Source organism: Vulgatibacter sp., assembly GCF_041687135.1.
Classification (GTDB): domain Bacteria; phylum Myxococcota; class Myxococcia; order Myxococcales; family Vulgatibacteraceae; genus JAWLCN01.
Genome location: NZ_JAWLCN010000001.1, coordinates 55,629 through 79,837, shown reverse-complemented (window position 1 = coordinate 79,837; position 24,209 = coordinate 55,629). Strand labels below are relative to the sequence as shown.

26 protein-coding genes are annotated in these 24,209 nt (G+C 71.0%); 13 read left to right on the top strand and 13 right to left on the bottom strand.

Features of this window, described 5'->3' with window-relative positions; all coding sequences use genetic code 11:
* Positions 1-51 precede the first annotated feature (51 nt).
* Positions 52-393, top strand: coding sequence for a hypothetical protein (locus ACESMR_RS00395; RefSeq protein ID WP_373044089.1), 342 nt, complete (start codon positions 52-54; stop codon positions 391-393).
* On the opposite strand, the gene dapF is transcribed toward ACESMR_RS00395, so the two are convergent.
* The 8 genes from dapF to ACESMR_RS00355 all read right to left on the bottom strand — a co-directional run bounded on the left by dapF (position 387) and on the right by ACESMR_RS00355 (position 9,759).
* Positions 387-1,241 carry a diaminopimelate epimerase gene (dapF, locus tag ACESMR_RS00390; RefSeq protein WP_373044088.1) on the bottom strand — a complete coding sequence of 285 codons (855 nt, stop codon included), beginning with the start codon at positions 1,239-1,241 and terminating at the stop codon, positions 387-389. The genes ACESMR_RS00395 and dapF overlap by 7 nt on opposite strands.
* A 53-nt stretch (positions 1,242-1,294) precedes the next feature.
* Complete coding sequence (locus ACESMR_RS00385) at positions 1,295-3,517, bottom strand: carboxypeptidase regulatory-like domain-containing protein (RefSeq protein ID WP_373044086.1); 2,223 nt, start codon at positions 3,515-3,517, stop codon at positions 1,295-1,297.
* Positions 3,518-3,549: 32 nt separating this feature from the next.
* On the bottom strand, positions 3,550-5,208 hold the full coding sequence (locus ACESMR_RS00380; RefSeq protein WP_373044085.1) for a hypothetical protein: 1,659 nt from the start codon (positions 5,206-5,208) through the stop codon (positions 3,550-3,552).
* A 19-nt stretch (positions 5,209-5,227) separates the two neighbouring features.
* Positions 5,228-6,067: a hypothetical protein gene (locus ACESMR_RS00375; RefSeq protein WP_373044084.1), complete on the bottom strand. Its 840-nt coding sequence runs from the start codon at positions 6,065-6,067 to the stop codon at positions 5,228-5,230.
* A gap of 55 nt (positions 6,068-6,122) precedes the next feature.
* A complete protein-coding gene (hpt, locus tag ACESMR_RS00370; RefSeq protein WP_373044082.1) occupies positions 6,123-6,656 on the bottom strand; it encodes a hypoxanthine phosphoribosyltransferase in 534 nt (177 codons plus the stop codon).
* A 13-nt stretch (positions 6,657-6,669) separates the two neighbouring features.
* Complete coding sequence (locus ACESMR_RS00365) at positions 6,670-7,485, bottom strand: uracil phosphoribosyltransferase (protein ID WP_373044081.1); 816 nt, start codon at positions 7,483-7,485, stop codon at positions 6,670-6,672.
* 101 nt (positions 7,486-7,586) lie between these two features.
* A complete protein-coding gene (locus ACESMR_RS00360; RefSeq protein WP_373044079.1) occupies positions 7,587-9,035 on the bottom strand; it encodes a cytochrome B6 in 1,449 nt (482 codons plus the stop codon).
* Positions 9,036-9,165: 130 nt separating this feature from the next.
* Complete coding sequence (locus tag ACESMR_RS00355) at positions 9,166-9,759, bottom strand: thymidine kinase (protein WP_373044078.1); 594 nt, start codon at positions 9,757-9,759, stop codon at positions 9,166-9,168.
* 123 nt (positions 9,760-9,882) lie between these two features.
* Between ACESMR_RS00355 and ACESMR_RS00350 the strand changes: the two genes are divergently transcribed.
* The 10 genes from ACESMR_RS00350 to ACESMR_RS00305 all read left to right on the top strand — a co-directional run bounded on the left by ACESMR_RS00350 (position 9,883) and on the right by ACESMR_RS00305 (position 17,169).
* Complete coding sequence (locus ACESMR_RS00350) at positions 9,883-10,764, top strand: 4-(cytidine 5'-diphospho)-2-C-methyl-D-erythritol kinase (protein ID WP_373044076.1); 882 nt, start codon at positions 9,883-9,885, stop codon at positions 10,762-10,764.
* A 44-nt stretch (positions 10,765-10,808) separates the two neighbouring features.
* Positions 10,809-11,111 (top strand): septation regulator SpoVG, encoded by a 303-nt coding sequence (spoVG, locus tag ACESMR_RS00345; protein WP_373044075.1) that lies wholly within the window; start codon positions 10,809-10,811, stop codon positions 11,109-11,111.
* A gap of 168 nt (positions 11,112-11,279) precedes the next feature.
* Positions 11,280-12,227, top strand: a complete 948-nt coding sequence (locus tag ACESMR_RS00340) for a ribose-phosphate pyrophosphokinase (protein WP_373044074.1) — start codon at positions 11,280-11,282, stop codon at positions 12,225-12,227.
* 156 nt (positions 12,228-12,383) lie between these two features.
* Positions 12,384-12,998: a 50S ribosomal protein L25 gene (locus ACESMR_RS00335; protein ID WP_373044072.1), complete on the top strand. Its 615-nt coding sequence runs from the start codon at positions 12,384-12,386 to the stop codon at positions 12,996-12,998.
* 11 nt (positions 12,999-13,009) lie between these two features.
* Positions 13,010-13,576 carry an aminoacyl-tRNA hydrolase gene (gene pth / locus ACESMR_RS00330; RefSeq protein WP_373044071.1) on the top strand — a complete coding sequence of 189 codons (567 nt, stop codon included), beginning with the start codon at positions 13,010-13,012 and terminating at the stop codon, positions 13,574-13,576.
* 104 nt (positions 13,577-13,680) lie between these two features.
* Complete coding sequence (gene rpsF / locus ACESMR_RS00325) at positions 13,681-14,268, top strand: 30S ribosomal protein S6 (RefSeq protein ID WP_373044070.1); 588 nt, start codon at positions 13,681-13,683, stop codon at positions 14,266-14,268.
* 69 nt (positions 14,269-14,337) lie between these two features.
* Positions 14,338-14,703: a 30S ribosomal protein S18 gene (gene rpsR, locus ACESMR_RS00320; RefSeq protein WP_373044068.1), complete on the top strand. Its 366-nt coding sequence runs from the start codon at positions 14,338-14,340 to the stop codon at positions 14,701-14,703.
* A gap of 17 nt (positions 14,704-14,720) precedes the next feature.
* The gene (rplI, locus tag ACESMR_RS00315) at positions 14,721-15,167 is read left to right on the top strand and encodes a 50S ribosomal protein L9 (protein WP_373044067.1); all 447 of its coding nucleotides are present in this window, start codon (positions 14,721-14,723) and stop codon (positions 15,165-15,167) included.
* Between the two features lie 114 nt (positions 15,168-15,281).
* Positions 15,282-16,661 carry a replicative DNA helicase gene (dnaB, locus tag ACESMR_RS00310; protein ID WP_373044065.1) on the top strand — a complete coding sequence of 460 codons (1,380 nt, stop codon included), beginning with the start codon at positions 15,282-15,284 and terminating at the stop codon, positions 16,659-16,661.
* Positions 16,662-16,884: 223 nt separating this feature from the next.
* Positions 16,885-17,169 carry a hypothetical protein gene (locus ACESMR_RS00305; protein WP_373044064.1) on the top strand — a complete coding sequence of 95 codons (285 nt, stop codon included), beginning with the start codon at positions 16,885-16,887 and terminating at the stop codon, positions 17,167-17,169.
* 160 nt (positions 17,170-17,329) lie between these two features.
* Here ACESMR_RS00305 and ACESMR_RS00300 read toward each other — a convergent pair whose 3' ends face one another.
* From ACESMR_RS00300 to thiE, 4 genes are read right to left on the bottom strand one after another with little or no spacing between them, the layout of a single operon-like run.
* Positions 17,330-18,607, bottom strand: a complete 1,278-nt coding sequence (locus ACESMR_RS00300; RefSeq protein WP_373044062.1) for a vWA domain-containing protein — start codon at positions 18,605-18,607, stop codon at positions 17,330-17,332.
* The gene (locus tag ACESMR_RS00295) at positions 18,604-19,389 is read right to left on the bottom strand and encodes a hydroxymethylpyrimidine/phosphomethylpyrimidine kinase (protein WP_373044061.1); all 786 of its coding nucleotides are present in this window, start codon (positions 19,387-19,389) and stop codon (positions 18,604-18,606) included. The genes ACESMR_RS00300 and ACESMR_RS00295 overlap by 4 nt, the downstream gene beginning before the upstream one ends.
* Entirely contained in the window at positions 19,386-20,078 is a 693-nt protein-coding gene (locus ACESMR_RS00290) for a gamma-glutamyl-gamma-aminobutyrate hydrolase family protein (protein ID WP_373044059.1), read from the bottom strand. The genes ACESMR_RS00295 and ACESMR_RS00290 overlap by 4 nt, the downstream gene beginning before the upstream one ends.
* A 41-nt stretch (positions 20,079-20,119) precedes the next feature.
* On the bottom strand, positions 20,120-20,764 hold the full coding sequence (thiE, locus tag ACESMR_RS00285; RefSeq protein WP_373044058.1) for a thiamine phosphate synthase: 645 nt from the start codon (positions 20,762-20,764) through the stop codon (positions 20,120-20,122).
* Positions 20,765-20,915: 151 nt separating this feature from the next.
* On the opposite strand from thiE, the gene ACESMR_RS00280 reads away from it, so the two are divergent.
* Positions 20,916-21,092 (top strand): hypothetical protein, encoded by a 177-nt coding sequence (locus ACESMR_RS00280; RefSeq protein WP_373044057.1) that lies wholly within the window; start codon positions 20,916-20,918, stop codon positions 21,090-21,092.
* A gap of 29 nt (positions 21,093-21,121) precedes the next feature.
* On the top strand, positions 21,122-21,547 hold the full coding sequence (locus ACESMR_RS00275; protein WP_373044055.1) for a DUF1844 domain-containing protein: 426 nt from the start codon (positions 21,122-21,124) through the stop codon (positions 21,545-21,547).
* 19 nt (positions 21,548-21,566) lie between these two features.
* On the opposite strand, the gene ACESMR_RS00270 is transcribed toward ACESMR_RS00275, so the two are convergent.
* Positions 21,567-24,209: a hypothetical protein gene (locus ACESMR_RS00270; RefSeq protein WP_373044054.1), complete on the bottom strand. Its 2,643-nt coding sequence runs from the start codon at positions 24,207-24,209 to the stop codon at positions 21,567-21,569.

Below are 24,209 nucleotides of genomic sequence, written 5' to 3'. Positions count from 1 at the left end.
AGGGCTCCGTCCAGGGAGGGGCCCCGTTGCACGAAGCCCAGGGGGTTCGGGATGACCGAGAGAGAGCTGGCGGAGATCGAGGCACGGGTCGAGGCGATGCTCGCCACCGGCGGGTGGTTGGGGGATCCGGACGTCGAATACGACCTGCTCCGGGACGAGATCCCGCGGCTGCTCGCGGAGGTGCGCGCGCTGCAGGCGCAGCTCGAGGCCTACCGGGAGGGCTTCTCCCGGCTGGATCAGCAGCTCGCCGACGACCTGCTCGACCGCGCGCTCCGGGCAGGCCGGGAGCGGCGCAGCGAGCGCCAGGCCGCCGACGGGCGGGGCCACGAATCGCTCCTCGAAGCCCTGCACCACGAGCTGCGCGGGGCAGGCGAGAAGCAGCGCGATCAGTAGAGCGAGAGCTCGCCGGTGAAGACGAGCTGGGCGGGGCCGCGCATCCAGACCCGTCCCAGCCCCGGCTCCACCGTGATCGCGAGGGGACCGCCGGGCAGACGCACCGGGATCTCCTCGCCTTCCTTCGCCAGGCCGTTCACCACCGCAGCCACTGCCGTGGCACAGGCGCCGGTGCCGCAGGCGAGGGTGATCCCGCAGCCGCGCTCCCAGACCACCACGTCGATGCCGCCGTCGCGCAGCTGCGCGAACTCGACGTTGGTGCGCCGCGGGAAGAGCTCGCCGTTGCGCTCGAGGAGCGGACCGTAGCTGGTGGCGAATTCCACCGTGGCGATCCCCTCGCCGAAGATCACGGCGTGCGGGTTGCCCATCGAAACCGCGGTGATCTCGAAGGTGCGATCCCCCGCCCGCACGGCCTCGCGCACCATCCTGCCGCTGCCGGCGACGGGGATCCGCTCCCGCTCGAGCTCGGGGCCGCCCATGTCGACGGTCACCGTCTCCACCTTGCCGTCGGCCCCGCGCTGCACGCTGCAGGCGAGCACGCCGGCGCCGGTGGCGATCCGCACCGTGTCGCCGGAGACGAGCCCCGCATCGAAGGCATGCTTGGCCACGCAGCGGATGCCGTTGCCGCACATCTCCGCTTCGCTGCCGTCGGCGTTGTAGATGTGCATGCGGAAGTCGGCATCGTCTGCGGGCAGCAGGCTGAGGACGCCGTCGGCGCCGACGCCGAAATGGCGATCGCAGATCGCCTGGGCCTGCGCGGCGGTGATGTCGACGCCGGCGCGGCGGCGGTCGATGACGACGAAGTCGTTGCCGAGGCCGTGGAATTTGAAGAAGGGCAGTCGCTGCATGGATTTCCTCGGGGCCGGTCTTCTCGCGGCCACGTAGCGGCGCGCACCATAGATCAAAAACGAAGCTCCGCACGAAGGGGCGCGGCGCGGAAGTAGCTCTCGCCGCGGACGAGGTCGAGGAGCACCGGCGTTCCCACCGGCCCCCGGATCCGCTCGGCCACGGCGCCGACCTGCTTTGCGTCGACGGCAGCGCCGTCCACCGCGAGGATCCGGTCGCCGCGGCGCACCCCGGCTTCCCAGCCGGGGCCACCCTCGACCACGTCCGCTGCGACCAGGGCGCCGCGCCAGGCGCCCAGGGTGATCCCCACGCCGCCGAAGGCCTGCTCACCCTCGTTCTCACCGGGAGTGAGAACGATCTCGAGCCGCTCCGCCCTGCCCTCCGCCGGCTCCACCACCGCCGGTCGGGTGGGCCGATAGCCCGGCTTCCAGGCGAAGATCGGCACCCGCCGCCCGGTGGGGAGCCCGCCCAGGCGGAAGGCCCCGTCGGCGCCGCTCACCGCCTGCGGCGCGCCGGGGACGTCGCCGGCCTGGCCGAAGGCGAAGGTGCGGGTCCGCTCCAGGGAGAGGCGCACGCCGGGGATCGGCGCGCCGCTCCCCTCCTCGCGCACCACCCCCTCCACGACGCCGCCCTCGGCGATCTCGAGGAGGAGCTCGTCCGAATCGCCGGCCCCCGGCACCTCGGCCAGCGCCCGGGCGGTGCCGCCGCCTTCGACCCCGGCCCGGACCTCGTAGCGCCCGGGCGGAAGCGGAAGCCGGAAGCTGCCGTCGGGGGAGACGAGGCGCTGCGCCGTGCCGCCGGCCCTGCCCGGCTCCGCCGGCGAGGCGGCGACCGTGAAGTCGGTGGCGGGCCGTCCCGCCAGGTGGACGACGCCGACGAGGTGGCCGCTGCCGAGCACGAGGCGCAGCGGCGTGCCGCCGGGGAAGAGGTTCCGGGCCTCGGCGCGCCGCCCCTCGTGGACCGCCTCGACCCGGAGCGGGCCATCGGGGAGTCCCTCGAAGCGGAAGGCGCCCTGCCCGTCGCTGCCGACCACCGCCGCGGCGGCGCGCGGCGCGCCCTCCGCCCAGGCGACGAGCTGCGCCCCCGGGACGCCGTTGCCCGCTGCATCGACGACGCTGCCGGCGAGGCTGCCGGCGCCCAGGCGCACGATCACCTCGGGGCCGCCTGCAGCCACCGGCGCGGAGAGGCCGGTGGCGCCCCCGTGCTGCGCCACCACCCGGAGGAGGCCGGCGGGCAGCGTGGCGAAGGCGAAGCGGCCTGCTGCATCGGCGGCGGCGCTGGCGAGGATCGCGCCAGCGAGGGAGGCGGCCCGCACCTCGGCGAAGGGGGCGCCGTTGCCGGCGGCATCGACCACCCGTCCCGCCAGCTCCGCCGCCGTGTCGAGGTGGACTTCGATCCCCTCGGCGCTTGCGCCGGGCGCGAGGTCGAGGGGGGCGCTCCTGCCGGTCCGCCCGTCGGCGGCGACCGCCTCGATCTCCACCAGGCCAGCAGGTGCGTCGAGGAGGAAGCTGCCGTCGGGGCCGCTGGTGGCGAGGACCGCCTCGTCGCCGCCGGACTCGAGGCGGTAGCGGAGCGCCCGGACCAACGCGCCGGCCACCTTGCGCTCGCCGTCGAGCACGGTGCCGCGCACGGTGGCGCCGCGGCGGAGGTGGAGCTCGAGGCCGGTGACCGCCCTGCCCTCGAGGACGAGGGGATGGGTGCGGCGCTCGTAGCCCTTCGCCCCGGCGCGGAGGATCACCGGCCCCGCCGGCAGGCCTGCGAGCCGGAAGCGCCCGGCGCGATCGCTGGTCGCGACGAGCCCCGCCGCCTCGAGCCGCGCGCCCTCGATCGTCGCGCCGGTGGCGCCGTCGCGTACGGTGCCGGCAAGGGTCGCCGCCGCTTCCAGGTGCAGGTCGAGGCCCCCCAGCGTCTCGCCGGGCGCGAGGGGCACGGGGCCGAGCGGGCCCGAGGCGAGGTGGCCGCTGCTGCAGAGCAGGAGGTAGTCGCCGCCGCCCAGCCCGCCGATCCGCCAGCGCCCCGCGCCGTCGGTGGTGGCGCTGCCGATCACCCGTTCCTCGAGGAGCGCCCGTACCTCGGCGCCTGCCACCGCGGCCCCTGCAGGGTCGAGCACCCGCCCCTCGAGCTGCGCCTCGCTCTGCGCCGCAAGCACCTGGACCGCCGGCGTCTCGTCCGCGCCAGCGGGGCGAACGGGCGCACGAGGTGCAGGTCGCGCCTCCGGCCAGAGGAGCCAGAGGGCGACGCCGGCGAGGGCGAGGAGGGGGAGAAGGTAGCGGCGCATGGAGCTCGCGGAGCGGCGGATGCCGAAGTCCTTCAGCTCCCCCGCCGGTTGGGACCGGTGACGTTGCCGGTGGGCTCGGCCCGCTCGAGCTGGCCCCGAAGCTGGGCCACCGAGCGCTCCGCCGCCTCGGCCCGCTCGACCTCGCGCTGGAGCTGCGCCCGGGCAGCGGCCCTGCGGCCCGCCTCCTCCGCAGCCCGCGCCACCGCCTCGTCGCGTTCCGCCCGCAAGCTCTCGCGATCGGCCATGCCGGCGGCGACGCCAGCGGCCTCGCGGCGCGCGTTCTCCGCCTCGAGCTGCCAGCGCCGCGCGGTGGCGACGCTCTCGGTCCGCGCAGCGTCGGCCTGCTCCGCCCGCCGCTCCGCAGCGCGCATCCGCTCCTCCGCCTCCCGTGCCCTGCGCTCCGCCGCCTCCGCCGCCTCCTCGAGGCTGCGCAGCCTGCGCCCGATCTCGTCACTGGCAGCGGCCTGGGGCGCGGGCCGATCGAGCGAGGGCGGCGCACCGCGGAGCGCAGCGATCTCCGCAGCGAGGAGCGCCTGCTCCTGCTCCACCGCGACCAGCGGGTGGGTCTGCAGCGCGGCGAGCTCCGCCTCGAGCGCCGCGATCCGCTCCCGCGCCGCTGCCAGCTCCACCTCGCGGGCGCCTGCCGCCGCCTCGAGCGCCGCCCGCTCCCGCTGGATCGCCGCCGCCGCCTCGCGGACCTGCTCGAGCTCCTCCTCGACCCGCCGCAGATCCTCGGTGCGCGAGTCGACCGCGCGCCGCGCGCCGTCGAGCTCCCGCGCCCGCGCCACCAGCTGCTCGCGGACCCGGCGCAGCGCCTCGCCGTTCTCGGCGGCCTCGCGCTCCAACTTGACCTGCTTGACGCCGGTCGCCTTGCGCTCCGCCTCGAGGTCCCCGACGGTAGCGTGCAGCGTCTCCACCTCGTGGCGCAGCCCCTCGATCCAGCTCTCCCGCTCGGCGATCCGCGCCCGCGCGTGGCGCAGCTCCGCCACCAGCTCCTCGATCCGGCTGCGCTCCCGCTGGAGCACCACACCCACGCCTCGCTCGCCCCACTGCGCGAGCACCGGCTCCGCCGGGACCGGGACGAGGATCTGCGCGGCGAGCCCCGTAGCCGCTGCGCCGCAGAGGAAGAGATGGAAGGCGGGCTGCTCGCCGCCACCGAAGGCACCGTCGATGGCGAGGCGCGCGGCAGCGCCTGCTGCGGGCGTCATCACCCAGCCCAGCAGCGCCTGCTGCGTCGCCACCTCGATCGAGCGGAACCAGGGACGGAGCGCCGCGACGGTCTGCGCGTAGCGGTTCGCCCCGGCGCTCGCCAGGAGCGAGGGTCCCTGCGCCCGCACCGCCACCACGAGATGACCGCCGGGGACCAGGAGCCGCGACAGGGCCACCACCCCGCCCTCGGCGCCGAGGAATTTCTCGTCGTGGACGAGGACGAGATCGAAGGACGAGCCGGGCTGCTGCGCGACGCTGCCGGTGCGGAAGGAGAGCCCCGGTCCCTCGTGCTCCTTGCGGGCGCGCTCCACCGCACCGGCGTTGCCGAAGGCCACCACCGAAGCGGCGCCGCGATCGTGGAGCAGCACCGACGACGCGCCGAAGGTGCGCTCCAGCGCGCCCAGCTCGAGGATCCGCGCGCCGCGGATCAGCGGGGCGAGGAAGGAGTAGCGCGGCAGGAGCTCCGTCGATTCGGTACGCATCGCCATCCCTCGCAGCGCGTCAGGGCGCGGCTTCGTCCTGCACCACCGCGTCCTGCTTCTCGGGGCCTGCGGGCAGCGCCGTCGGCTGCTCGGCCGCCTGCTGCGTCCCCTCCAGCGGCACGGCGATCGGCAGCACCTCGCCTGCAGCACGGGGCGCTGCTTCGACGGCGGGCGCCGCAGCCTCCGGCGCCACCGGCGCGCGCAGGCCGCGTGCGGTCTGCAGCGCCCGGGTGAGCCGCTCCACCGCAGGCTGCAGGTCGTCGAGGATCGCCACCGCCTCCCGCGCCCGTGCAGGCGAGGCCTCGGTCGCCAGCTGGAACTGGCGGAGCGCCTCGTCGAGGAGCCTGCCGCCGTTCTCGAGACGGTCGCGCCCCTCGTAGTAGGCGAGCTCCGCCCGGAGCGCCCGCAGCCGCCGCTGCTGGTCGGAGTCGATTCCCGGCAGCTTCCCGGCACGCTCCACGTAGACCAGCCCCTCGCGCATCTTCGCCGGCTCGTCGGTGCGCACCCGCGCATCCGCCCAGCCGGCGAGGAGCTCGAAGAGCGCGCGATCGAGATCCTGTCGTTCGTCGAAGCGCTGCTCGGCGATCGCCGCCACCCCTGCGGGCAGCTCGATCGCCGCATAGACCTCCGCCAGCGCCGGATCCGCAGGGGCCCAGGCCTGTTTGCCCCAGGGGAGCCGCGCGCCCCGCTCCACCACGAGGCGGTTGCCTTCGGTGGAGAGGTAATAGAAGCGGCTGTTGCGCTCGGCGAGCAGGTAGACGGTGGCCCCCGCCAACGCGAGGATCACCAGCGCCAGCACGAGCTTCCACAGCCGGCCGAGGGCATTCGTCGTTGGAGCGTTCTCGGTCTGCGTGCTCACCTTTGCCTCCTCGGCGCTTGCAAAGTGCTTCGCGTTGGAGCGCCTCACTGGGCGCTCACGGCTGCTTCAGGACCCCGAGGAAGGGGAGATTCCGGTAGCGCTCGTCGTAGTCGAGGCCGTAGCCCACCACGAAGGCGTCGGGGATGGTGAAGCCCTTGTAGCAAATGTCGATCTCCACCTTCGCACGTTCCGGCTTCTCGAGCAGCGAGCAGACGGACAGGGAGGCCGGGTGGCGGGTCTGCAGGTTCTCGAGCAGGTATTTCATGGTCAGGCCGGTGTCGACGATGTCCTCGACCAGGATCACGTGCTGCCCGGCGATCGGGCGCGAGAGATCCTGGGTGAACTTCACCACCCCGGTGCTCTCGGTGTTGCTGCCGCCGTAGGAGGAGACCGAGAGGAAGTCGGTGCGCAGGGGCAGGTCGACCGAGCGGACCAGATCCGCGAAGAAGACGAAGGAGCCCTTGAGCACCCCCACCATCACCAGCTCCTTGCCGGCGAAATCGCGGGTGATCTGCTCGCCCAGCTCCCGCACCCTGGCGGCGAGCTCCTCGCGGGAGAGCATCACTTCGACCATCTCTGCAAACTGCATGGCGGTGTCCCTGTCAGACGAAGGCGTTGTTCATGATCTCGCCCAGGCCGCCGGCGCCGGGGACGATGTACTGGTGCTCGTCGAGGCCCGACTCGAGGTCCCAGTGCGTGCCCGGGACGGTCGCGAGTACGTCGGGCGGCGACATGCCGCGGTCGAGCCGGAGCGCGTAGACCGCGACGTCCGGGTGCTCGGCGGTGATCCGCTTCAGGAATTGCGGCGTGACGATGAGGTTGAGGCAGACGAAGCGGCGCGCCTTGCCCGGCACCTTCTCCTTGTAGAGCTGGATCGCCGTGGCCAGGGACCCGCCGGTGGCGCCCATCGGATCGGGGAAGAGGACGATGGCGTCGTCGACGTCGCCGCCGATCTTCGCGCCGCCCACGCCGGCGCCGACCACGGTCTGTGCCTCGTCGAGCATGCGGCTCATCACGATGTGGTCCTGCCGGACCAGCCGCGGCTCGATCAGGTGGTTGAGCAGGTCGTAGCAGACCTGGCTCGGCAGCGTGCCGGCCCTGGCGATGTTGACCGTGACCGCCCGCGTCTCCGGATCGATCCCCTCGCCGAGGAGCATGCCCCGGGGGTTCTTGTCGATCATCCGCGTCGGCACCTTCATCTGCTTCCGCGGAAACTCCGCGTTGATCACCGTGGTGACCAGGTCCGCGTAGAGGCGCGCCACCAGCTGGTTGATCGCCGGCTGCTGCGTCGTCTTCGCCGAGAGCACCGCCAGCTGGGAGAGCAGGAAGGGGTTGGCGAGGATGTGGACGTTGGGGCCGTAGCGGTGCTCCATCTCGGAGAGCCGGAAGGAGACCGCGTCGTAGGCGTGGTCGCGCATGGAGCGCGTCTTAGCACACCGCAGGCAGCCGTGCTGCAAGCAGCCGGGCCGCCGATTCCCCCCATGCGGCGGCAGGTGCCCCTGCCGCCGCCGGGAGCCGTTCAGAGCGTGTAGAGGAAGGCGACGAGGTCCTTCTTCTCGTTCTCGGCGAGCTGCAGGGCGAGGACGACGTTGAAGAACTCCACCGTGTCGTCGAGGGTGAGGAGCCGCCCGTCGTGGAGATAGGGCGGGCTGTCCTTGATCCCGCGCAGGGGGAAGGTCTTGATCGCCCCGTCCATCACCGCCATCCGGCCGTTGATCAGCTTCGGCTCGAAGAAGCGGCCGGTCTGCAGGTCGTGCATGAAATTGTCGCTGAAGATCGGCGGCGGGTGGCATTCGGCGCAGCGGCCCTTGCCGTAGAAGATCTGCTCGCCCCGCTTCTCGGCGTCGGTGGCCTTCGCCGGGATGAGCCGCATGAAGGGGTCGAGCTTCGGCGCCGGCGGGAAGTCGAGGATCTCCTGGAACTCCGCCATGGCGTGGACCTCGCTGCCGCGCTCGAGGAAGTTCACCCCCTTTTTCTGCGCGATGACGATGTCGCCGTCGAAGTAGGCGGCGCGCTGCTCGAACTCGGTGAAGTCCTCCACCGTGCGCAGGGCGCGCTGCGAGCCGAAGAGCCGCTGCTGGTTCACGCCGCGCAGAGAAGGCGTGTCGATCCGGCGCCGGAAGGGCGTGGGCCGGATGTCGCCGACGAGGTGGAAGGCGGCGTTGGTGTGGCCGTTGGTGTGGCAGTCGAAGCAGGTGACGCCCAGGCTCGGCTTCTCGCTGCGCCGGTCGTTGGTCAGGTTGAATTGCTGCTGCGGGAACTGCGAGACGAGCAGGCGCACGCCCTCGAGCTGCTTGGGGTTGAGCACGCCGTTGAAGAGCTCGAAGAAGTTCTGGGTGGTGACCACCTTGCCCTGGGAGACGTCGCCGAGATCCGGCCGGGTGGTCAGGAAGATCGGCGGCGGGAATTCGGGGAGGAAGTGGGTGGGGATGTCGAATTCGACGTCGAAGCGCTCGAGGTTCCGTTGCTCCTGCTCGAGCACCTCCTCGATGTGGTGCGCCGGGAAGACCATGCCGCCCTCCTCGTGGAAGGCATGGGGCAGCGGGAGGAAGCCCTGCGGGAAGACGCCGCGGCGCTTGATCTCCTCCGGGGTCATCGAGGCGAGCTGATCCCAGGTGACGCCCTGCGGCAGCTTGACCCGGACCCCGCCCTGCACCGGCTTGCCCCGGGACATCGTCACCCCGGCGACCGGTCGGTCGGAGAGGTCGTAGCGCGCCCGGAGCAGGTCCTGCTGCTCCTTCATCTCCTTCGGCTTCGCCTTCCGGCCCCGCTCGTAGATCTCCTGGAAGGATTCCTCGAGGGCCACCGGCGCGTAGCTGGTCTTTCCCCGGACCGGCACCTCCGACTGCGTCTTGGTCCGGGGGGTCTGGCCGTGGCTGGGCGAGGCGGCGAAGACCGCCGCTCCCGCCAGGAGGAAGACCCCCACCCCTGCGAACGCCGCCTGGCGCATCCGCCGCTGCGATGCCATCGCTCCTCCTCGTCGGGCCCCGTGGGCCCGGTTGGAATGGAATGCAACGGCAGACGCTAAGGAGGGGTCGCCCCGGGGCCCACCCGGCGGATTGGAGCCGTCCGGGGGGTGGGAGTCGCCGGGCTGAAAGTCAGGCGCGGCGGGTGCCGGGCAGGCTGAGCTGCTCCACCGGCTGGCTGTGGCACGAGCGGCAGCGGGCCTCGTAGGACTCGGCGGCCCCGACCACCACCCGGGTGCCCTCGGCCACCAGCCGCTGGGAGCGGCCCGCCGGGTTTCCGCAGCGCACGCAGATCGCCAGCTGCTTGGTGATGTACTCGGCCAGCGCCAGCAGCACCGGCATCGGCTCGAAGGGCTTGCCGGTGTAATCCTGGTCGAGGCCCGCCACCACCACCCGGCAGCCTGCGTCGGCGAGGGTCTCGCAGACCCCGACCACGTCGCCCTCGAGGAACTGCACCTCGTCGATCCCCACCACCTCGGTCTCGGGATGGACCATCGCGAGGACCTGCTCGGCCCGGCTGATCGACTGGGACGCGAGCTGCTGGGCGCTGTGGCTGACGATGCTGCCCGCTGCGTAGCGGTCGTCGATCCCGGGCTTGAAGACCTGCACCCGCTGCCGGGCGATCTGCGCCCGCTTGAGGCGGCGGATCAGCTCCTCGGTCTTCCCCGAGAACATCGGGCCGCAGATCACCTCGATCCAGCCGGTGTCGCGCGGTACGTGGTGCATTCGATCCTCCCCGGTGGTCGAGATGGCGGCGGGTTATCCGTGCCGGGGACGCGGTCGTCAAGCCGCTCGCCCAAGCGCGGGAAATCACTTGCGGAAGGGGTCGCGACCGGCAACGCTGCCGCCGTGCGCCGCTACGAAGTCATCGCTCCCGCCAAGGTCAACCTCACCCTCGACGTCCTCGCCCGCCGCAGCGACGGCTTCCACGAGATCGCCTCGCTCTTCGCCCCCATCACCCTCGCCGACAGGCTCGAGGTGGCCGTCGGCGGCGACGGGATCGCGGTGGCGGTCCCGGGACACCCCGAGCTCGAGGGGGACGGCAACCTCTGCGCGAAGGCGGCCCGGGCCTTCGCCGCCCGGACCGGCCTCGAGACCTCCGTGCAGGTCACCCTCCACAAGCAGGTGCCGGTGGCGGCGGGCCTCGGCGGCGGCTCCTCCGACGCTGCGGCGGTGCTGCGCTGCCTCGCCCGCCACCACCAGCTCCCCGTCGCCGACGTGCGAATCCAGGCAGCTGCCCTCGACGTGGGCAGCGACGTCCCCTTCTTCCTCCGCTGCGAGCCCGCGATCGCCCGTGGCAGGGGCGAGCTCCTCGCGCCGGCGCCGCAGCTCCCGCCCCTCTACCTGCTGGTGATCAAGCCGCCCTTCGGCGTCTCCGCGGCGGAGGCCTACCGGGCGCTCGCCTCGATGCGCGGGGAGGGCCGCCTCCCGGCGGGGCGGGAGAAGCCGATCCCCGCCTCGATCCCGGATGCGGCGGCGCTGGTGCGTCTGCTGCGCAACGACCTCGAGGCGCCGGTGGCCAGCCTCCACCCGATTGCCGGGATCAAGGCCCGACTCCTCGCCGCAGGGGCTCCAGCTGCCCTCATGTCCGGGAGCGGCTCCTGCGTCTTCGGCCTCTTCGGCCGCCCCTCGGATCGGGAGATTTGTTCGAAATCGATTCGGTTGCTGCCGGGCGAAGCCCTTTTCACTGCCGAGACGTTGCAGGCGGCGCCCGGCCTGGCGGAGACTTGAGCGGTCTGCTGGCGCGTACCTGCCGCCTCACGGGGGATGAGGGGATGGAGATCACCGAGGTCCGGGTCTTCCCGGTCAACGAAGACAAGCTCAAGGCCTACGTCACCATCACGCTCGACAACTGCTTCGTCGTTCGCGACCTCAAGGTGATCCACGGAAATACGGGTCTCTTCATCGCGATGCCGGCGAAACGGCGAAAAGACGGCTCCTTCAAGGACATCGCCCACCCGCTCAACAGCGAGACCCGCGAGCGGATGGAACAGATGATCCTCGAGGAGTACGAGCGCGAGCTGGGCCGCTCCGAGGGCGAACCCCTCCGCGTGGCTGCCGGGTCGCACGACCTCTGATCAATCGATCGAATCGCAAGCAGGAGTTCGTGATCTCGTCACGGGCTCTCCCTCCCGATCTGCCGGGTTGCGTGGCACCGGAGTGTCGCCTATAAGGCGGCGCCGACGAGGGCCACGTCGGGGGAATTGCCGCCAGCGTTGCATTTTCGGCGGCGGGGAGCTTGCGAGATGAGTCGCGATTTCAAGGTCTTCTCGGGCAACTCGAATCCGCAGCTCGCGCGGGACATCTGCGCGTACCTGCAGCGCCCGCTCTCGCGGGCCGAGGTTTCCCGCTTCTCCGACGGCGAGATCAACGTCGAGATCGGGGAGAACGCCCGTGGCATCGACTGCTTCCTGGTGCAGTCGACTTCGAGGCCCACCAACGATCATCTGATGGAGCTGCTGGTGATGATCGACGCGCTCAAGCGCGCGTCCGCCGGCTCCATCACCGCGGTGATCCCCTACTACGGCTACGCCCGGCAGGATCGGAAGGTGGCCCCGCGCACCCCGATCACCGCCAAGCTGGTCGCCGACCTGATCACCTCGGCCGGTGCCGACCGCGTCCTCTCCATGGACATGCACGCCGGCCAGATCCAGGGCTTCTTCAACATCCCCTTCGATCACCTCTACGCGGCGCCGGTGCTCGTCGAGCACATGAAGAAGAAGGTCGAGAACCCGGACGACGTGGTGATCGTCTCGCCCGACGCCGGCGGCGTCGAGCGCGCCCGCGCCTACTCCAAGCGCCTCGGCTGCACCCTCGCCATCGTCGACAAGCGCCGCGCCAAGGCCAACGTCGCCGAGGTGATGAACCTCATCGGTGACGTCAGCGGCAAGCACGCCATCCTCCTCGACGACATGATCGACACCGCCGGCACCCTGGCGAACGCCGCAGCGGCGCTGGTCGAGAAGGGCGCCACCCGCGTCTCCGCCTACGCCGTCCACCCGGTCTTCTCGGGCCCGGCGATCCAGCGTCTCACCGACTCGGTGATCGACGAGGTGGTGGTGGCCGACACCATCCCCTTGAGCGAGGCGGCGCAGGCCTGCCCGAAGATCAAGGCGCTCTCCGTCGCCAAGCTCTTCGGCGAGGCGATCCGCCGCATCCACTCCGCCGACTCCCTCTCGTCGCTTTTCCTCTGAAGCGGACGGGAGTTGCGGCGCCGGCCGCGCGTGTGTTAGATCGCGCGGCTTTCGTCCGGCCTCGGGATGACTCCCGGGTGGCTCGGCCGTTCCAGCGAAAATCTCCGCGGCTTACCCAAGCGGCCGCATGAAACGCCAAGGAAGCAGCCAATGTCGATGGATCAGACGACGCTCGCAGCCCAGGTCCGCGAGAAGACGGGCAAGGGCGTGGCCCACCGCCTTCGGGCCCAGAAGCTCATCCCCGCGGTCGTGTACGGCCCCCACTCCGAGGCCCCGCTCAACATCGCGGTGGATCCCAAGGCGCTCCGCCAGGCGATCCAGACCCCGCACCGGATGAACACCATCCTCACCCTCCAGCTCGACAAGGGCGGCGAGCGGATGGCGCTCCTCAAGGACTACCAGCAGGATCCGGTCAGCCGCGAGGTTCTCCACGCCGACTTCTACGAGGTGAAGCTCGACGAGACCGTGATCGTTCCGGTCCCGCTCTCGCTCGAGGGCCGCGCCGAGGGCGTCCACGCCGGCGGCATCCTCACCCAGCTCCGCCGCGAGCTGGACGTGGTGTGCCTCCCCAACGCGATCCCCGAGAAGATCGTGCAGGACGTCACCACGATGAAGGCCGGCGCCGCGCTCCACGTGGCCGACCTCAAGGCCCCCGAGGGCGTGAAGTTCCGCTTCCTCACCAACTTCACCGTGGCGACCATCTCGGTGCCCGAGGCCGAGGAGACCCCGGCCGCCGCTGCCGAGGCCGCCGCGCCCAAGGGCAAGAAGTAGGCTGATCCTCCGTGAAGCTCCTCGTTGGTCTCGGCAATCCCGGCAAGGAATACGAGCGCACCCGGCACAACATCGGGTGGCTCGTCCTCGACGAGATCGCCAGCCTCGCCCGCGCCTCGGTCGACCGGAAAAAGTTCGGCGCCGAGCTGGGTGAGGGCGAGATCGACGGGGTGCGCACCCTGCTGATCAAGCCGCAGACCTACATGAACCTCTCCGGCGAGGCCGTCGGCCCCGCCGCGAGGTTCTACAAGATCGAGCCCCGCGACGTGGTCGTGGTGCAGGACGAGCTGGACCTCGAGTACGGTCGCGTCCAGATCAAGGTCGGTGGCGGGGCCGGCGGGCACAACGGGATCAAGAGCCTGATCAGCCACCTCGGCTCCCCGGACTTCGTCCGGATCCGGGTGGGGATCGGGCGGCCTGGTGGGAAGAAGGAGGTCGTCGGGCACGTGCTCGGTTCCTTCGACAAGAAGGAAAACGAGGAATTGCCCTTCGTCCTCGGTCGGGCGGCGGACGCGATCCGCTGCGTTCTCAAGAACGACCCGATCAAATGCATGAACGAGTTCAACAAGCGCACCTGAGGTACGCTTGGCCGCGGCGGCTTCCGCGGTCCCCGGTTGGCGGGACACAACGAGCCATTCCTCGCTACGGGCACAGTGCCCGTGGCAAGCCCAGGAGGAAGCACATGGCAGAGGCAGCAGCCAAGGTCGCTCCCGGCGCGAACACGCTCCGCGAGTACGAGACCATCTACCTGCTCAAGCAGGACCTGACCACCGAGCAGCTCGACAAGATCAAGGAGCGCGTCCGCGGCATCGTGGAGCGTGAGGCCGGTCGGGTCATCAAGTTCACCACGTGGGGCAAGAAGAAGACCGCGTTCCTGGTCGGCAACAAGCAGGCCCGGGCGATCTTCGTCCACGTGAACTACCTCGGCATGGGTCGCGCCGTCGCCGAGCTGGAGCGCAATCTCCGGAACCTCGAGGAAGTCCTCAAGTTCCAGACGATCAAGCTCTCCGACGCCGTTCTCCCCGAGACCCGCCCGACCGAGGAGGACGTCGTCCTCGAGGGCGATCGCGAGGAGGCTCCCCGCGAGGAGGGCCGTGAGTTCGGTGGCCGCGAGGGTGGCTACGGTCGCGAGGGTGGCTACGGTCGCGAGGGCGGCTACGGCCGTGACCGCGGCGATCGTGGCGACCGCGGTGATCGCGGGGACCGCGGCGAGCGCGGTGGCGAGCGCGACGAGGAAAGCTCGGACGAGACGGACGAGCAGAACGACTAACCCTTCGGGCGTGGCTCGGGTCCACGTCCTCCGGTGCCGAGGGCACCGTGATCCGAGAAGGAGATCACAATGGCAATTCGTGAGAACGCTCCGGGCGGCGATCGTCCGGGTTTTGGTGGCGGCGATCGCGATCGCGGTGGTGACCGGGATCGTGACGGCGGCCGCGGCGGTCGTGGTGGTGGCGGTGGTGGCGGTGGTTTCGGCGGTGGTCGCCGGGGCTTCGGTCGCCGCAAGGTCTGCCGGTTCTGCGCCGACAAGACCGCAACGATCGACTACAAGGACGCCGGCACGCTCAAGCTCTTCCTCACCGAGCGTGGCAAGATCATCCCCCGTCGCATCAGCGGCAACTGTGCGCCGCACCAGCGCCAGGTGGCCAGCGCCATCAAGCGTGGCCGCCAGCTCGCCCTGCTGCCCTACACCGTGGTCCAGGCCTGAGGTCATAGGAGAATCCCATGAAGGTCATTCTGCGTGAGGAGGTCTCCAACCTCGGCAGCGTCGGCGACGTTGTCGAGGTCCGGCCCGGCTACGGCCGCAACTTCCTGATCCCCAACGGCAAGGCCGTGCTCGCCACCTCGGGCAACGTCCGCCGGATCGAGCACGAGAAGCAGGTCGCTCTCGCTGCGCTGGCCAAGCGTAAGGCCGGCGCCACCGAGATGGCCAAGCGCCTCGGCCAGGTGGAGATCACGATCCGCCGCCGCGTCGGTGAGCAGGAGAAGCTCTTCGGTTCGGTCACCGCGATCGACATCGCCGAGCAGCTCGAGCCGATGAACCTCGGCGTCGAGCGCCGCCAGATCCAGCTCGAGGAGCCGATCCGCACGATCGGCACCTTCGAGGTGCCGGTCCGGCTGCACCCCGAGGTCACCCAGACCATCAAGGTGCACGTCGTCGCCGAGGAGTAGTCCTCCTCCGCATCGACGCATCGGCGCGAGCCGGCTCTCCGGGGCCGGCTCGCGTCGTTCCTGCCTCCATCGACGGGTGCCGCCCCGCAGCGATATCGGGTAGATTGCGCGCCTATGCAGAAGCGCGGCGAGAAGCGGTCGGGTGAGCCGAAGAAGACCACGAGCCTCCACGATCTGGAGGCGGAGCGGGCGCTGCTGGGCGCGCTGCTCATCGATCCGAGGAAGGTCTCGGACATCGAGGCGCGGCTCGAGCCCGAGAACTTCTACGACCCGCACAACCAGAAGATCTACCGGGCGATGTGCGGCATCGGCGACAAGACGTCGATCGATACCGTCACGCTGAAGGCGAAGCTCTCCGAGGCGGGGGATCTCGACGCCGCGATCCTCGAGCGGATCCGGGTGATCGAGGAGTCGTCGCTCTCCGCGGCGAACACCGCCTCCTACGTCGACATCGTCGCGGACAAGGCGCTGCGCCGGAAGCTGGCTGCTGCGGCGGAGGAGATCGCCGAGCTCTCCACCGAGGCGGGCTCCGACACCGCGCTGGTCTGCGACTCGGCGGAGAAGCTGATCTTCTCGGTGACCGACAAGGGCCGTAAGGGCGAGCCCCAGCGCCTCGACGTGGTGCTCAAGGGCGCGCTCGAGCTCGTCAACAAGATGCGCGAGAGCCAGGGCCAGGTGACCGGCATGCCCACCGGCATCTACCAGCTCGACAAGCGCACCACCGGCTTCCATCCGGGCGAGCTCTTCATCCTCGCCGCCCGCCCCGGCGTGGGAAAGACGTCGCTGGCGATGAACATCGCCATCCACGCTGCGTCGCGCGCAGAGCCGCGGCGCTCGGTGGCGGTCTTCAATCTCGAAATGCCCGCCAACCAGCTCGCCTTCCGTATGCTCTGCTCCGAGGCGCGGATCAGCCAGGGCAAGCTCAAGAGCGGCAAGCTCTCCCAATACGACATGGAGCTGATCGTCCAGCACGCGGCGTCGCTCTGGGAGGCGCCGATCTACGTCGACGACTCGAGCTCGCTCACCATCATGGAGCTGCGGTCGAAGGCGCGGCGGCTCAAGCAGATGGATCCGAACCTCGGCTTCATCGTCATCGACTACCTCCAGCTGATGAGCTCCCGCTCCGCCGAGAGCCGCCAGCTCGAGATCGCCGAGATCTCCCGTGGTCTGAAGAGCCTCTCCAAGGAGCTCAGCCTTCCGATCCTCGCGCTCTCCCAGCTCTCCCGCGACGTGGAGAAGAACAAGCGCAAGCCGCAGCTCTCGGACCTCCGCGAGTCCGGCTCGATCGAGCAGGACGCCGACTGCGTGATGTTCATCCACCGCGAGCCCGACGCGGTGCCCAACGGTCCGGGCGGGCCGATCCCGGTGGAGCTGGTGATCGCCAAGCAGCGAAACGGCGGCATCGGTTCCTTCGACATGATCTTCATGTCGGAGTTCACCCGCTTCGAGAACGCGGCGATGGAAGACGACGACGCCCCGGCGCCTGCGGCCTGACGTCGGGCGCTCCCGCTCCACACCCCGCGCGCGCGCCGGCCGAAAGCGATATGGCCGGCTGCTGCGAACGCGCTTTTTTGCCTGCCGACACACCAAACAGACAAGCAGGCCATCGTCCTACAACCCATCGGAATCCGGGCGTTTCTCCCGCCCCCCTCCCCCCGACCGGAAGCCGTGTTCAAGCTTTCTCCAGGTGGCGCTGGTCACCGAAGGAGGGAGCACGATGAAGTTCCGGATTCTTACTTCGATGGTTGTCGCTGTGGCCGGCCTCTCGCTGGCGGCCTGCCAGGAGAACGAGGCCGAGCGCGAAGAGCCGAGCATGGGCATGGAGCAGGAGGAGAACCTCGGCCTCGAGCCGGTGGAGCCCGGTAGCGAAGAGCGCACCGGCTTCGGCGAGGAGGAGGAGGACAGCACCCTCCGCGAAGAGGGCGACGAGACCCTCCAGCAGACCGAGGAGAGCTGGAACGAGAACATCGAGCAGCCCGTCGAGCGCGAGCTGAACGAATAACGGAGCCCCGCCTGGCGGCGGCAGCGTCGCCGCCGGCAGCTTCGTCCCGGGTGGCGCGGCGGCTCCGGGCCGTCGCGCCATCGTCTATGGACGCCCGCCGAACGAAAAGAGCCGCCCCTGGGGGCGGCTCTTCGTTCGGCGTGCGCTCCGGCCGGCGGCCTCAGTCGAGGGTGCGAAGATCGCAGGCGGGGCCGATCACCCTGCCGTCGTCTCCGTACTCGCAGCCGCTCTCGATCCCCTTGATCGAGATGTTGACCTGGTCGGCGCTGCCGAAGCGCTGGCAGAGATCCTGCGAGAAGGTGATCCGCTGGGGATCGAGGGAGCCGTTCTCGCGCTCCTTGAACTGCCAGGTGTTCTCGCCCTCGCCGCAGACGGCGGGGACCTGCTCGCCGTCGATCTCGAGGGTGATGTTGACGAGGCGCCCGTCGCAGACCGGCCCGTCGAGCTCGTACTCGCAGGGGACGTCGATCTTGTTGATGATGTCGGTGATCGCTGCGGCGAGATCCTGCTCGTTGGCGGCGGAGTAGAACTTCTCGCTCCCACCTTCGCGGGCAGCGCCGCCTGCCTCCGCCAGCGCGTTCAAGCTGATCACGCCGAGGTCGCTGGGGCTCCCGGTGAAGGACTCGCCGAGGCCGATCACGAAGGTCTTCACCCCGGCCTGCCGCAGGGCGAGCACCGCGTCGATCGACTCGTCGTCGTCGAGGCAGAAGCGGCCGTCGATGAAGCTGCCCTCCTCGCCGATGCCGGCGACGCCGCCGCCGTCCGCCTCGGGGCAACCCGACTCCTGCGCGCAGATGCAGGGCATCGCGTGCTCGATGTTGCAGTTCATCAGGCCGTCGGTGACGAGCACCACGTAGTTGTCGCGCTCGGCCATCTTCGGCTGGCCGGTGGTCGGATCCACCAGCAGCTCCAGCGCGGCCTCGAGCGCCTTGGTCGTCGGCGTGCCGCCGGCGGGATCGGTGATCGCGCCGTTGCCCTCGTAGGCGTTCACCACCGTGTCGGTGGTGTTGCCACCGGGCGCGGAGACCACCTGCGGATCGCCGCAGGCCGGATCGCCCTCCACGCCGTAGAGCATCAGGCCGAAGTAGACGTCGCCGCCGTGGGTGCCCACCGCGTTGGTCATCACCCGCTGCGAGACGTGCATGCGGGAGCTGCCGTCGGTGTCGACCCGGCCGTCACCGTCGCCGTCGCAGCGCAGGCCGTTGCCGCCGCCACCGCTGCCGCCGAAGCAGATCTCCATCGAGCCGGAGCGGTCCTGCACGATGAGCAGCGCCGGCGCCTTGCCGGCGGTAAAGGTTCCCGAGGTCTCCACCGCGACCACCGTCTGCGGGTCGACCCCTTCCATGTTGTACGACTGGCAGGCCAGTCCGGCGCCACCCATCGCGAGCCCGAGCAGGCCAAGAGCCGCCGACCGCATCGCTACCTCCAGAATTTTCATCTCGGGGCCATTCTAGGGGGATGGGCACCCGGTAGCAATCTCTCGTCTGTGGCGCCGAGGTAGGCGAAGACGTACCCCTTCGCCTCCGCGGCAGCCTCCTCTCGCCCCACCCCTGCTGCGAGCCGCCCCGCCAGATGGGAGGCGAGCCTGCAGCCGGTGCCGCGCTTCGTGCCGGGGCGGCGCACGCCGATGAAGGCGCGGGACCCGCCGGGCTCGACGAGAAGATCCACCGGCGCCCCCTCGAGGTGGCCACCCTTCACCAACACCGAGGCGGCACCGCTGGCGAGGAGCCGCCTGCCGGCTGCCTCCATCGCCTCCACGCCCTCCGGCTCCACCACCCCTGCGAGCGCCGCCACCTCGGCGAGGTTGGGCGTGAGCACCGTCGCCGCGGCAAGGAGCGGCCCATAGGCAGCGGCGCCCCCGTCGACGAGGGCTGCGCCGGAGGAGGAGCGGATCACCGGATCGATCACCCAGGCGGCATCGCGCAGGCCTGGATGGTCGCGGAGCGCCGCGAGGGCCCGGGCCACCGCGGCGCTGCCGAGCATCCCGAGCTTCACCGCGCCGATCGGCCCCTCCTCCTCGGCGAGGGCCTCCACCTGCGCCACCACCTGCTCCACCGGGAGCGGGTGGCTGCTGCGCACGGCGCTCATGGTCTGCACCGTGATCGCGCTGGCGCAGGCCAGGGGCCGCGCGCCTGCTGCGCGGATCGCCTCCACGTCGGCGAGGAGCCCCGCGCCGCCGGAAGGATCGAGCCCCGCCACGACCAGCACCGCGGGCGTCATCGCGCCGCGTCCACCAGCTCGGCGAAGAGCGCGCGGTTCCAGGGCGCGGTCTCGCCGAGGAGCTCGGGGTGCCACTGCACGCCGACGAGATAACGCGCCGCCGGATCCTCGATCGCCTCGATCACGCCATCCTCCGCCCACACGGTGGCGGCGAGCCCCTGCCCCACGGCTTTCACCGCCTGGTGGTGGGTGGTGTTCACCGCTGCGGGACCGCCGGCGGCGACGAGGCGCGCCAGACGCGAGCCTGCGGCGGTGCGGATCGGATGGGCGAGCTCGTGGCGCGGCGTCTTCTGCTCGTGGGGGCCTGCGCCCGCGATCTCGGCGCCGATGTCCTGGAAGAGGGAGCCACCGCGCACCACGTTGAGGAGCTGCATGCCGCCGCAGATCCCGAGGAGCGGCAGGCCGCGGGAGAGGGCCCCCTCGAGCAGCGCCCACTCGAAGCGGGTGCGCTCGTCCTTCTGCGGGCCGCAGCCGTCGCGGCGCGCCTCGCCGTAGCTCTCGGGCGCGATGTCGAAGGCGCCGCCGGTGACCACCACGCCACCGGCGATCCCGAGCAGCGCCTCGACGTCCGCAGCGTAGGGCACCACCACTGGCAGCCCCCCTGCAGCAGCCACCGCGTCGGCGTAGGCGCGCTTGAGGAAATACCGCTCTTCTTCGTAGTCGGGCGTGACGAGGATCACCGGGCGCATGGGGGCGCATCTTGCCGCCGGCAATCGCCCCGCGCCAGCAGCTAGGGCCTGCCCGCCAGGCGGGCGCCGGCGGCGAAGGCTTCTGCCAGCGCCCGCGTCGCTGCCTCGACGTCGGGCGCGCGGATCGCTGCGGAGCAGACGGCGGCTGCGGCGGGCCCGCAGGCGCCGACGGCGGCGATGTTCGCCAGCTCGATCCCCGCGATCGCCACCACCGGCACCGGCGACTCGGCTGCCACCACCCGCAGCACCTCGAGCCCGCGGGGCGCCGCATCCACCACCTTGGTGCCGGTGGCGTAGATCGGCCCGAATCCCACGTGGTCCGCGCCTGCTGCCGCGGCGGCCCGGGCCCCTTCGAGATCCCGCACCGTGGCGCCGATCGCGAGGCGATCGCCGACCAGCTTGCGCACCTCCGCCACGGGCAGGTCCTCGGCGCCGACGTGCACGCCGTCCGCGCCGGCGAGGAGCGCCACGTCGGGGCGGTCGTTCACGACCAGCGCCGCGCCTGCGGCGTGGACGAGGGGAAGCGCCGCACGGGCTGCGGCGAGGAGGTCGCGGGCCGGCGCCCCCTTCCACCGGATCTGCACCACCGCCGCGCCGCCGCTGGCGAGGCGGGCGCAGAGATCGGGCAGCGGCAGGTCGGGACGCAGGGCGGGATCGGCGAGGGCGTAGAGACCGTGGAGACGCACGGGCGGGAAGCTACCGGGAGACCCCCGTTCCCGCAAGGATTCCAAAAGCTTGGGCATTGACAGGGGTGACGTGCTGCCCTAATGGTGCCTTCTTTCGGCGCCCCTGCCCTTAGAACCCGCAGGCGCGTGCCCCGCAGCAAAGGAGCCACCGATGGCCACCAAGATCGACCTGAACAAGCTCGACCGCCGCCTCGCCGAGCGCCACATCCGCAAGGGCGAGCTCACCCAGGAAGCGTGGGACAAGCACCTCGAGTCTCTCCCCGACGTCGCCGATCAGTCCGAGACGATCAAGACCGAGCTCGAGACCGGCGTGATCCAGGGTCGCTGAACGACGAGCAGCACCAGGAGGGGCAGGCCATGGCCGAGCGCGAAGAGGACAAGGGCTTCGTCGTCAGCGATCGCCGTCGCTTCCACGAGGAGCCGGCGCCGGAAGGCACGCCGCCCCCCGGCGCCGCCAGCACCGCCGCCGACGCAATCCGCGGCGGGCCGAGCGGTCCCGACCCCGAGGCCGAGCCGGTGGGCGCCCCGCAGCCCGGCAGGCCCATCGACTTCACCACCTTCGTCTTCTCGCTCGGCTCCTCGGCGCTGATGCACCTCGGCGATGCGCCGCATCCCGAGACGGGAGAGGTCCGCAAGGAGCTCGCGCTGGCGAAGGAGACGATCGATCTGCTCGCGCTGCTCCAGCAGAAGACGAAGGGGAACCTCACCGCGGAGGAAGAGCGCTTCCTCGGCGCGCTGATCTACGACCTGCGGCTGCGCTTCATCGAGGCGGCGCGCTCGTAGGCGCAGCCGCCCCCCGGCGCTACTTCGCCGCGCCTGGCGCCGGCTTCTCCAGCCGCAGCGCCGGCGCGGGCCTGCCCGGCACCGGCAACTCGATCGCCCCCGGGCCGAAAGCACGCCGTGCCGGCGCCAGGCTCCCACCCCGTGCCCCGCCGAGCTTTGCCGCAGCGGGAGCGGGACGGGTACGCCGCCAGATGCTCCACGTCTCACCCTGGGCCTCGTAGGCCTGCGGGATCCGCTCGTAGCGCTTGCGGGTCGCCACCTGCCGGAAGCCCGGCCGATCCTGCGGCGTGGGCTCGTCGCAGCCCTTCTGCACCAGCAGGAAGTCGGAGCTGGCGATGAGCGCGCGGCGCTCCGCTGCTTCATCCGCCGCGACGAGCGGCTTCGGCCACGAGGCCAGCCGCGGGCCGAAGGCCGGCACCCGCAGATCCTCGAAGCGGTACTGCCCCGACTTCCACCGCTTGCCGCAGCTCTGCACGAAGACGAGCTGCGGTCCGTCGCCCTCCGGCCGCTCCGCCGGCAGCCTGGCCAGGGTGTGGCCGTGCATCTTCTGCCGGTCCTCGAGGTGCCGATCGAAGAAGTCGAAGATCGCCACGTCGCCGGCGAGGCTGTCCCAGGCCCGGGAGCGGCTCGAGGGATAGAGGACGTGGGTGATCCCCATCTCCTTGAGCTTGTCCCAGATCGCGCCGGGCGAATGGAGATGGCCGTAGCTGATCCCCGCCTGCCAGCCCTGGTGATCGGAGACCGACGGCACGCCGATGCCGGTGTGGACGTGGATGTCGTGGAGGAGGAGCTTGGCGTCCTTCGGCAGCGAGCGGCGCACCTCGGCCTGGAGCTGGAAGGTCTTGAGCCGCTGCTTGGGCTCCTTCGACCAGCCCGAGGCGACGAGATCGACGGCGTTCTTCACCGGCGTGCGCGCCATGTTGTGGGTGGGCCAGAAGTAGACGTCGAGTCCCCAGACGATCTGCGCGGCGATCATCGCCACGAGGCCCAGGCGCACGAGGCGCCCCATCCGCCAGAGCACCACGAAGACCGCCGCGGTGGCAGCCGCCATCAGCGGCATCAGCGTCTGCAGGTGGCGGTCCTGGTGGTGGACCCAGAACCAGGTGAAGATCCCGAGGTGCACGCAGCCGAAGAGGACCCACAGCCGCTTCGAGCTGCGCACGAAGGGCATGCAGAGCAGCGCCACGGTGAAGAGCGAGCCGAAGACCGGCACCTTGCCGTGGAACTCGCCCCAGTCGTGGGGATCGATCGAGAAGGTGAGCAGCACCTTCAGCGAGTCGAGAAGACCGTCCCAGTTGGTCTCGGGGCGCCAGATCTGGCCGAGGTAGCCGTAGCGGAAGATCTGCGCCGCGTCGGGCGACCACGGATGCATCGTGAAGCGGTCGCTGAGCGACGGGTAGAGCGGGCTGCCGTAGAAGACCCAGTTTTTCAGCCAATGGGGCGCGGTGAGGACGAGGCCAGCCACCAGGCAGACCAGCGGCCCGACGAGGAAGTTCCAGCGTCCCGTGCCGGCGGGCAGGGTACCCCGCGCCGACTTCACGCCGAGGACGACGGTGCGGATCGCCACCGCCACGATCGGGAAGGCGAAGAGCGCGAAGGCCGACGAGTATTTGGTGAGGATCGCGCCGGAGAGCATCACCGCGAGGACGAGGATCGAGCGCACGTCGAGGCGGCGCCACGCCCGCAGCGTCATCAGGAAGATCGGGATCGCGAAGATCGCGGCGATGTGATCGGTGCCGGTGCTCAGGTTGGAGTCGTAGAGGAGCACGCCAGGGAAGAGGAAGCGCGCCACCCAGACCAGCCGCGGATCGGCGCCGGGCACCAGGCGCCGCACCAGCGCCGGGATCCCCACCAGCGCCCAGAGGAAGGTGACGAACTCGAGGTGCGAGACCGCGGTGAGCTGCCCGAAGAGCCCGAGGTCGACGAGGAAGATCCAGGCGAAGAGGAAGCTCGGCAGGTGGGGCGCGGTGCCCGGGTACCAGCCCTCGAGGAAGGGGCCGACGAAGCCCTGCGCCGCGTAGTGCTCGGCGATGGCGAGGTGCTTCCACCGCGAATCGAACGCGATGTTCGAGGGGGTGAGCACCACGAAATAGAGCATCGCGAGGACGAGGAGCGCGAGCGCCCAGCCCGCGTAGACCCAGGGCGAGGTGGGTGGCTGCCGGGCCCGCAGGAAGGAGACGTGGCCCCACCAGCGCCGCGTGGTCCGCCACAGGGGCAAGGCGCCGGCGGCGAGCATGGCGATGGGGAGGATCGCGAAGAGCGCCGGTCCGTACCAGCCGAGGAGGCCAAGGACGAACATCGCCACGAAGAAGGCGAAGACGCCGGTCGGAAAGGCGAAGGCGATCCGCTCGAGGTAGGGAAGCCTGTTGCCGAGGAGGCGCTGCACCAGCAGGAAGCCGGTGCTCAGGCACGCGAGGCTCCAGAAGAGCGAGAGCGACCAGGCCTGCAGGTAGGTCCAGAAGAGCCAGTCGCCGATCGGCCTGTGGCCGGAGACCGTGTGGCCGAAGAAGACGAAGGCAAAGGCGAGCACGCCTGCAGCGCCGATGCGCCGCCACCAGGCGGGCAACGCAGGTGCAACGCTCCGCTCCTCCGAGGGCGAAGCCTCGGGCTCGGGTGCGACTGCCGTTTCCGCCGTGACCTCGGGCGGGATCGACGTCTCCAT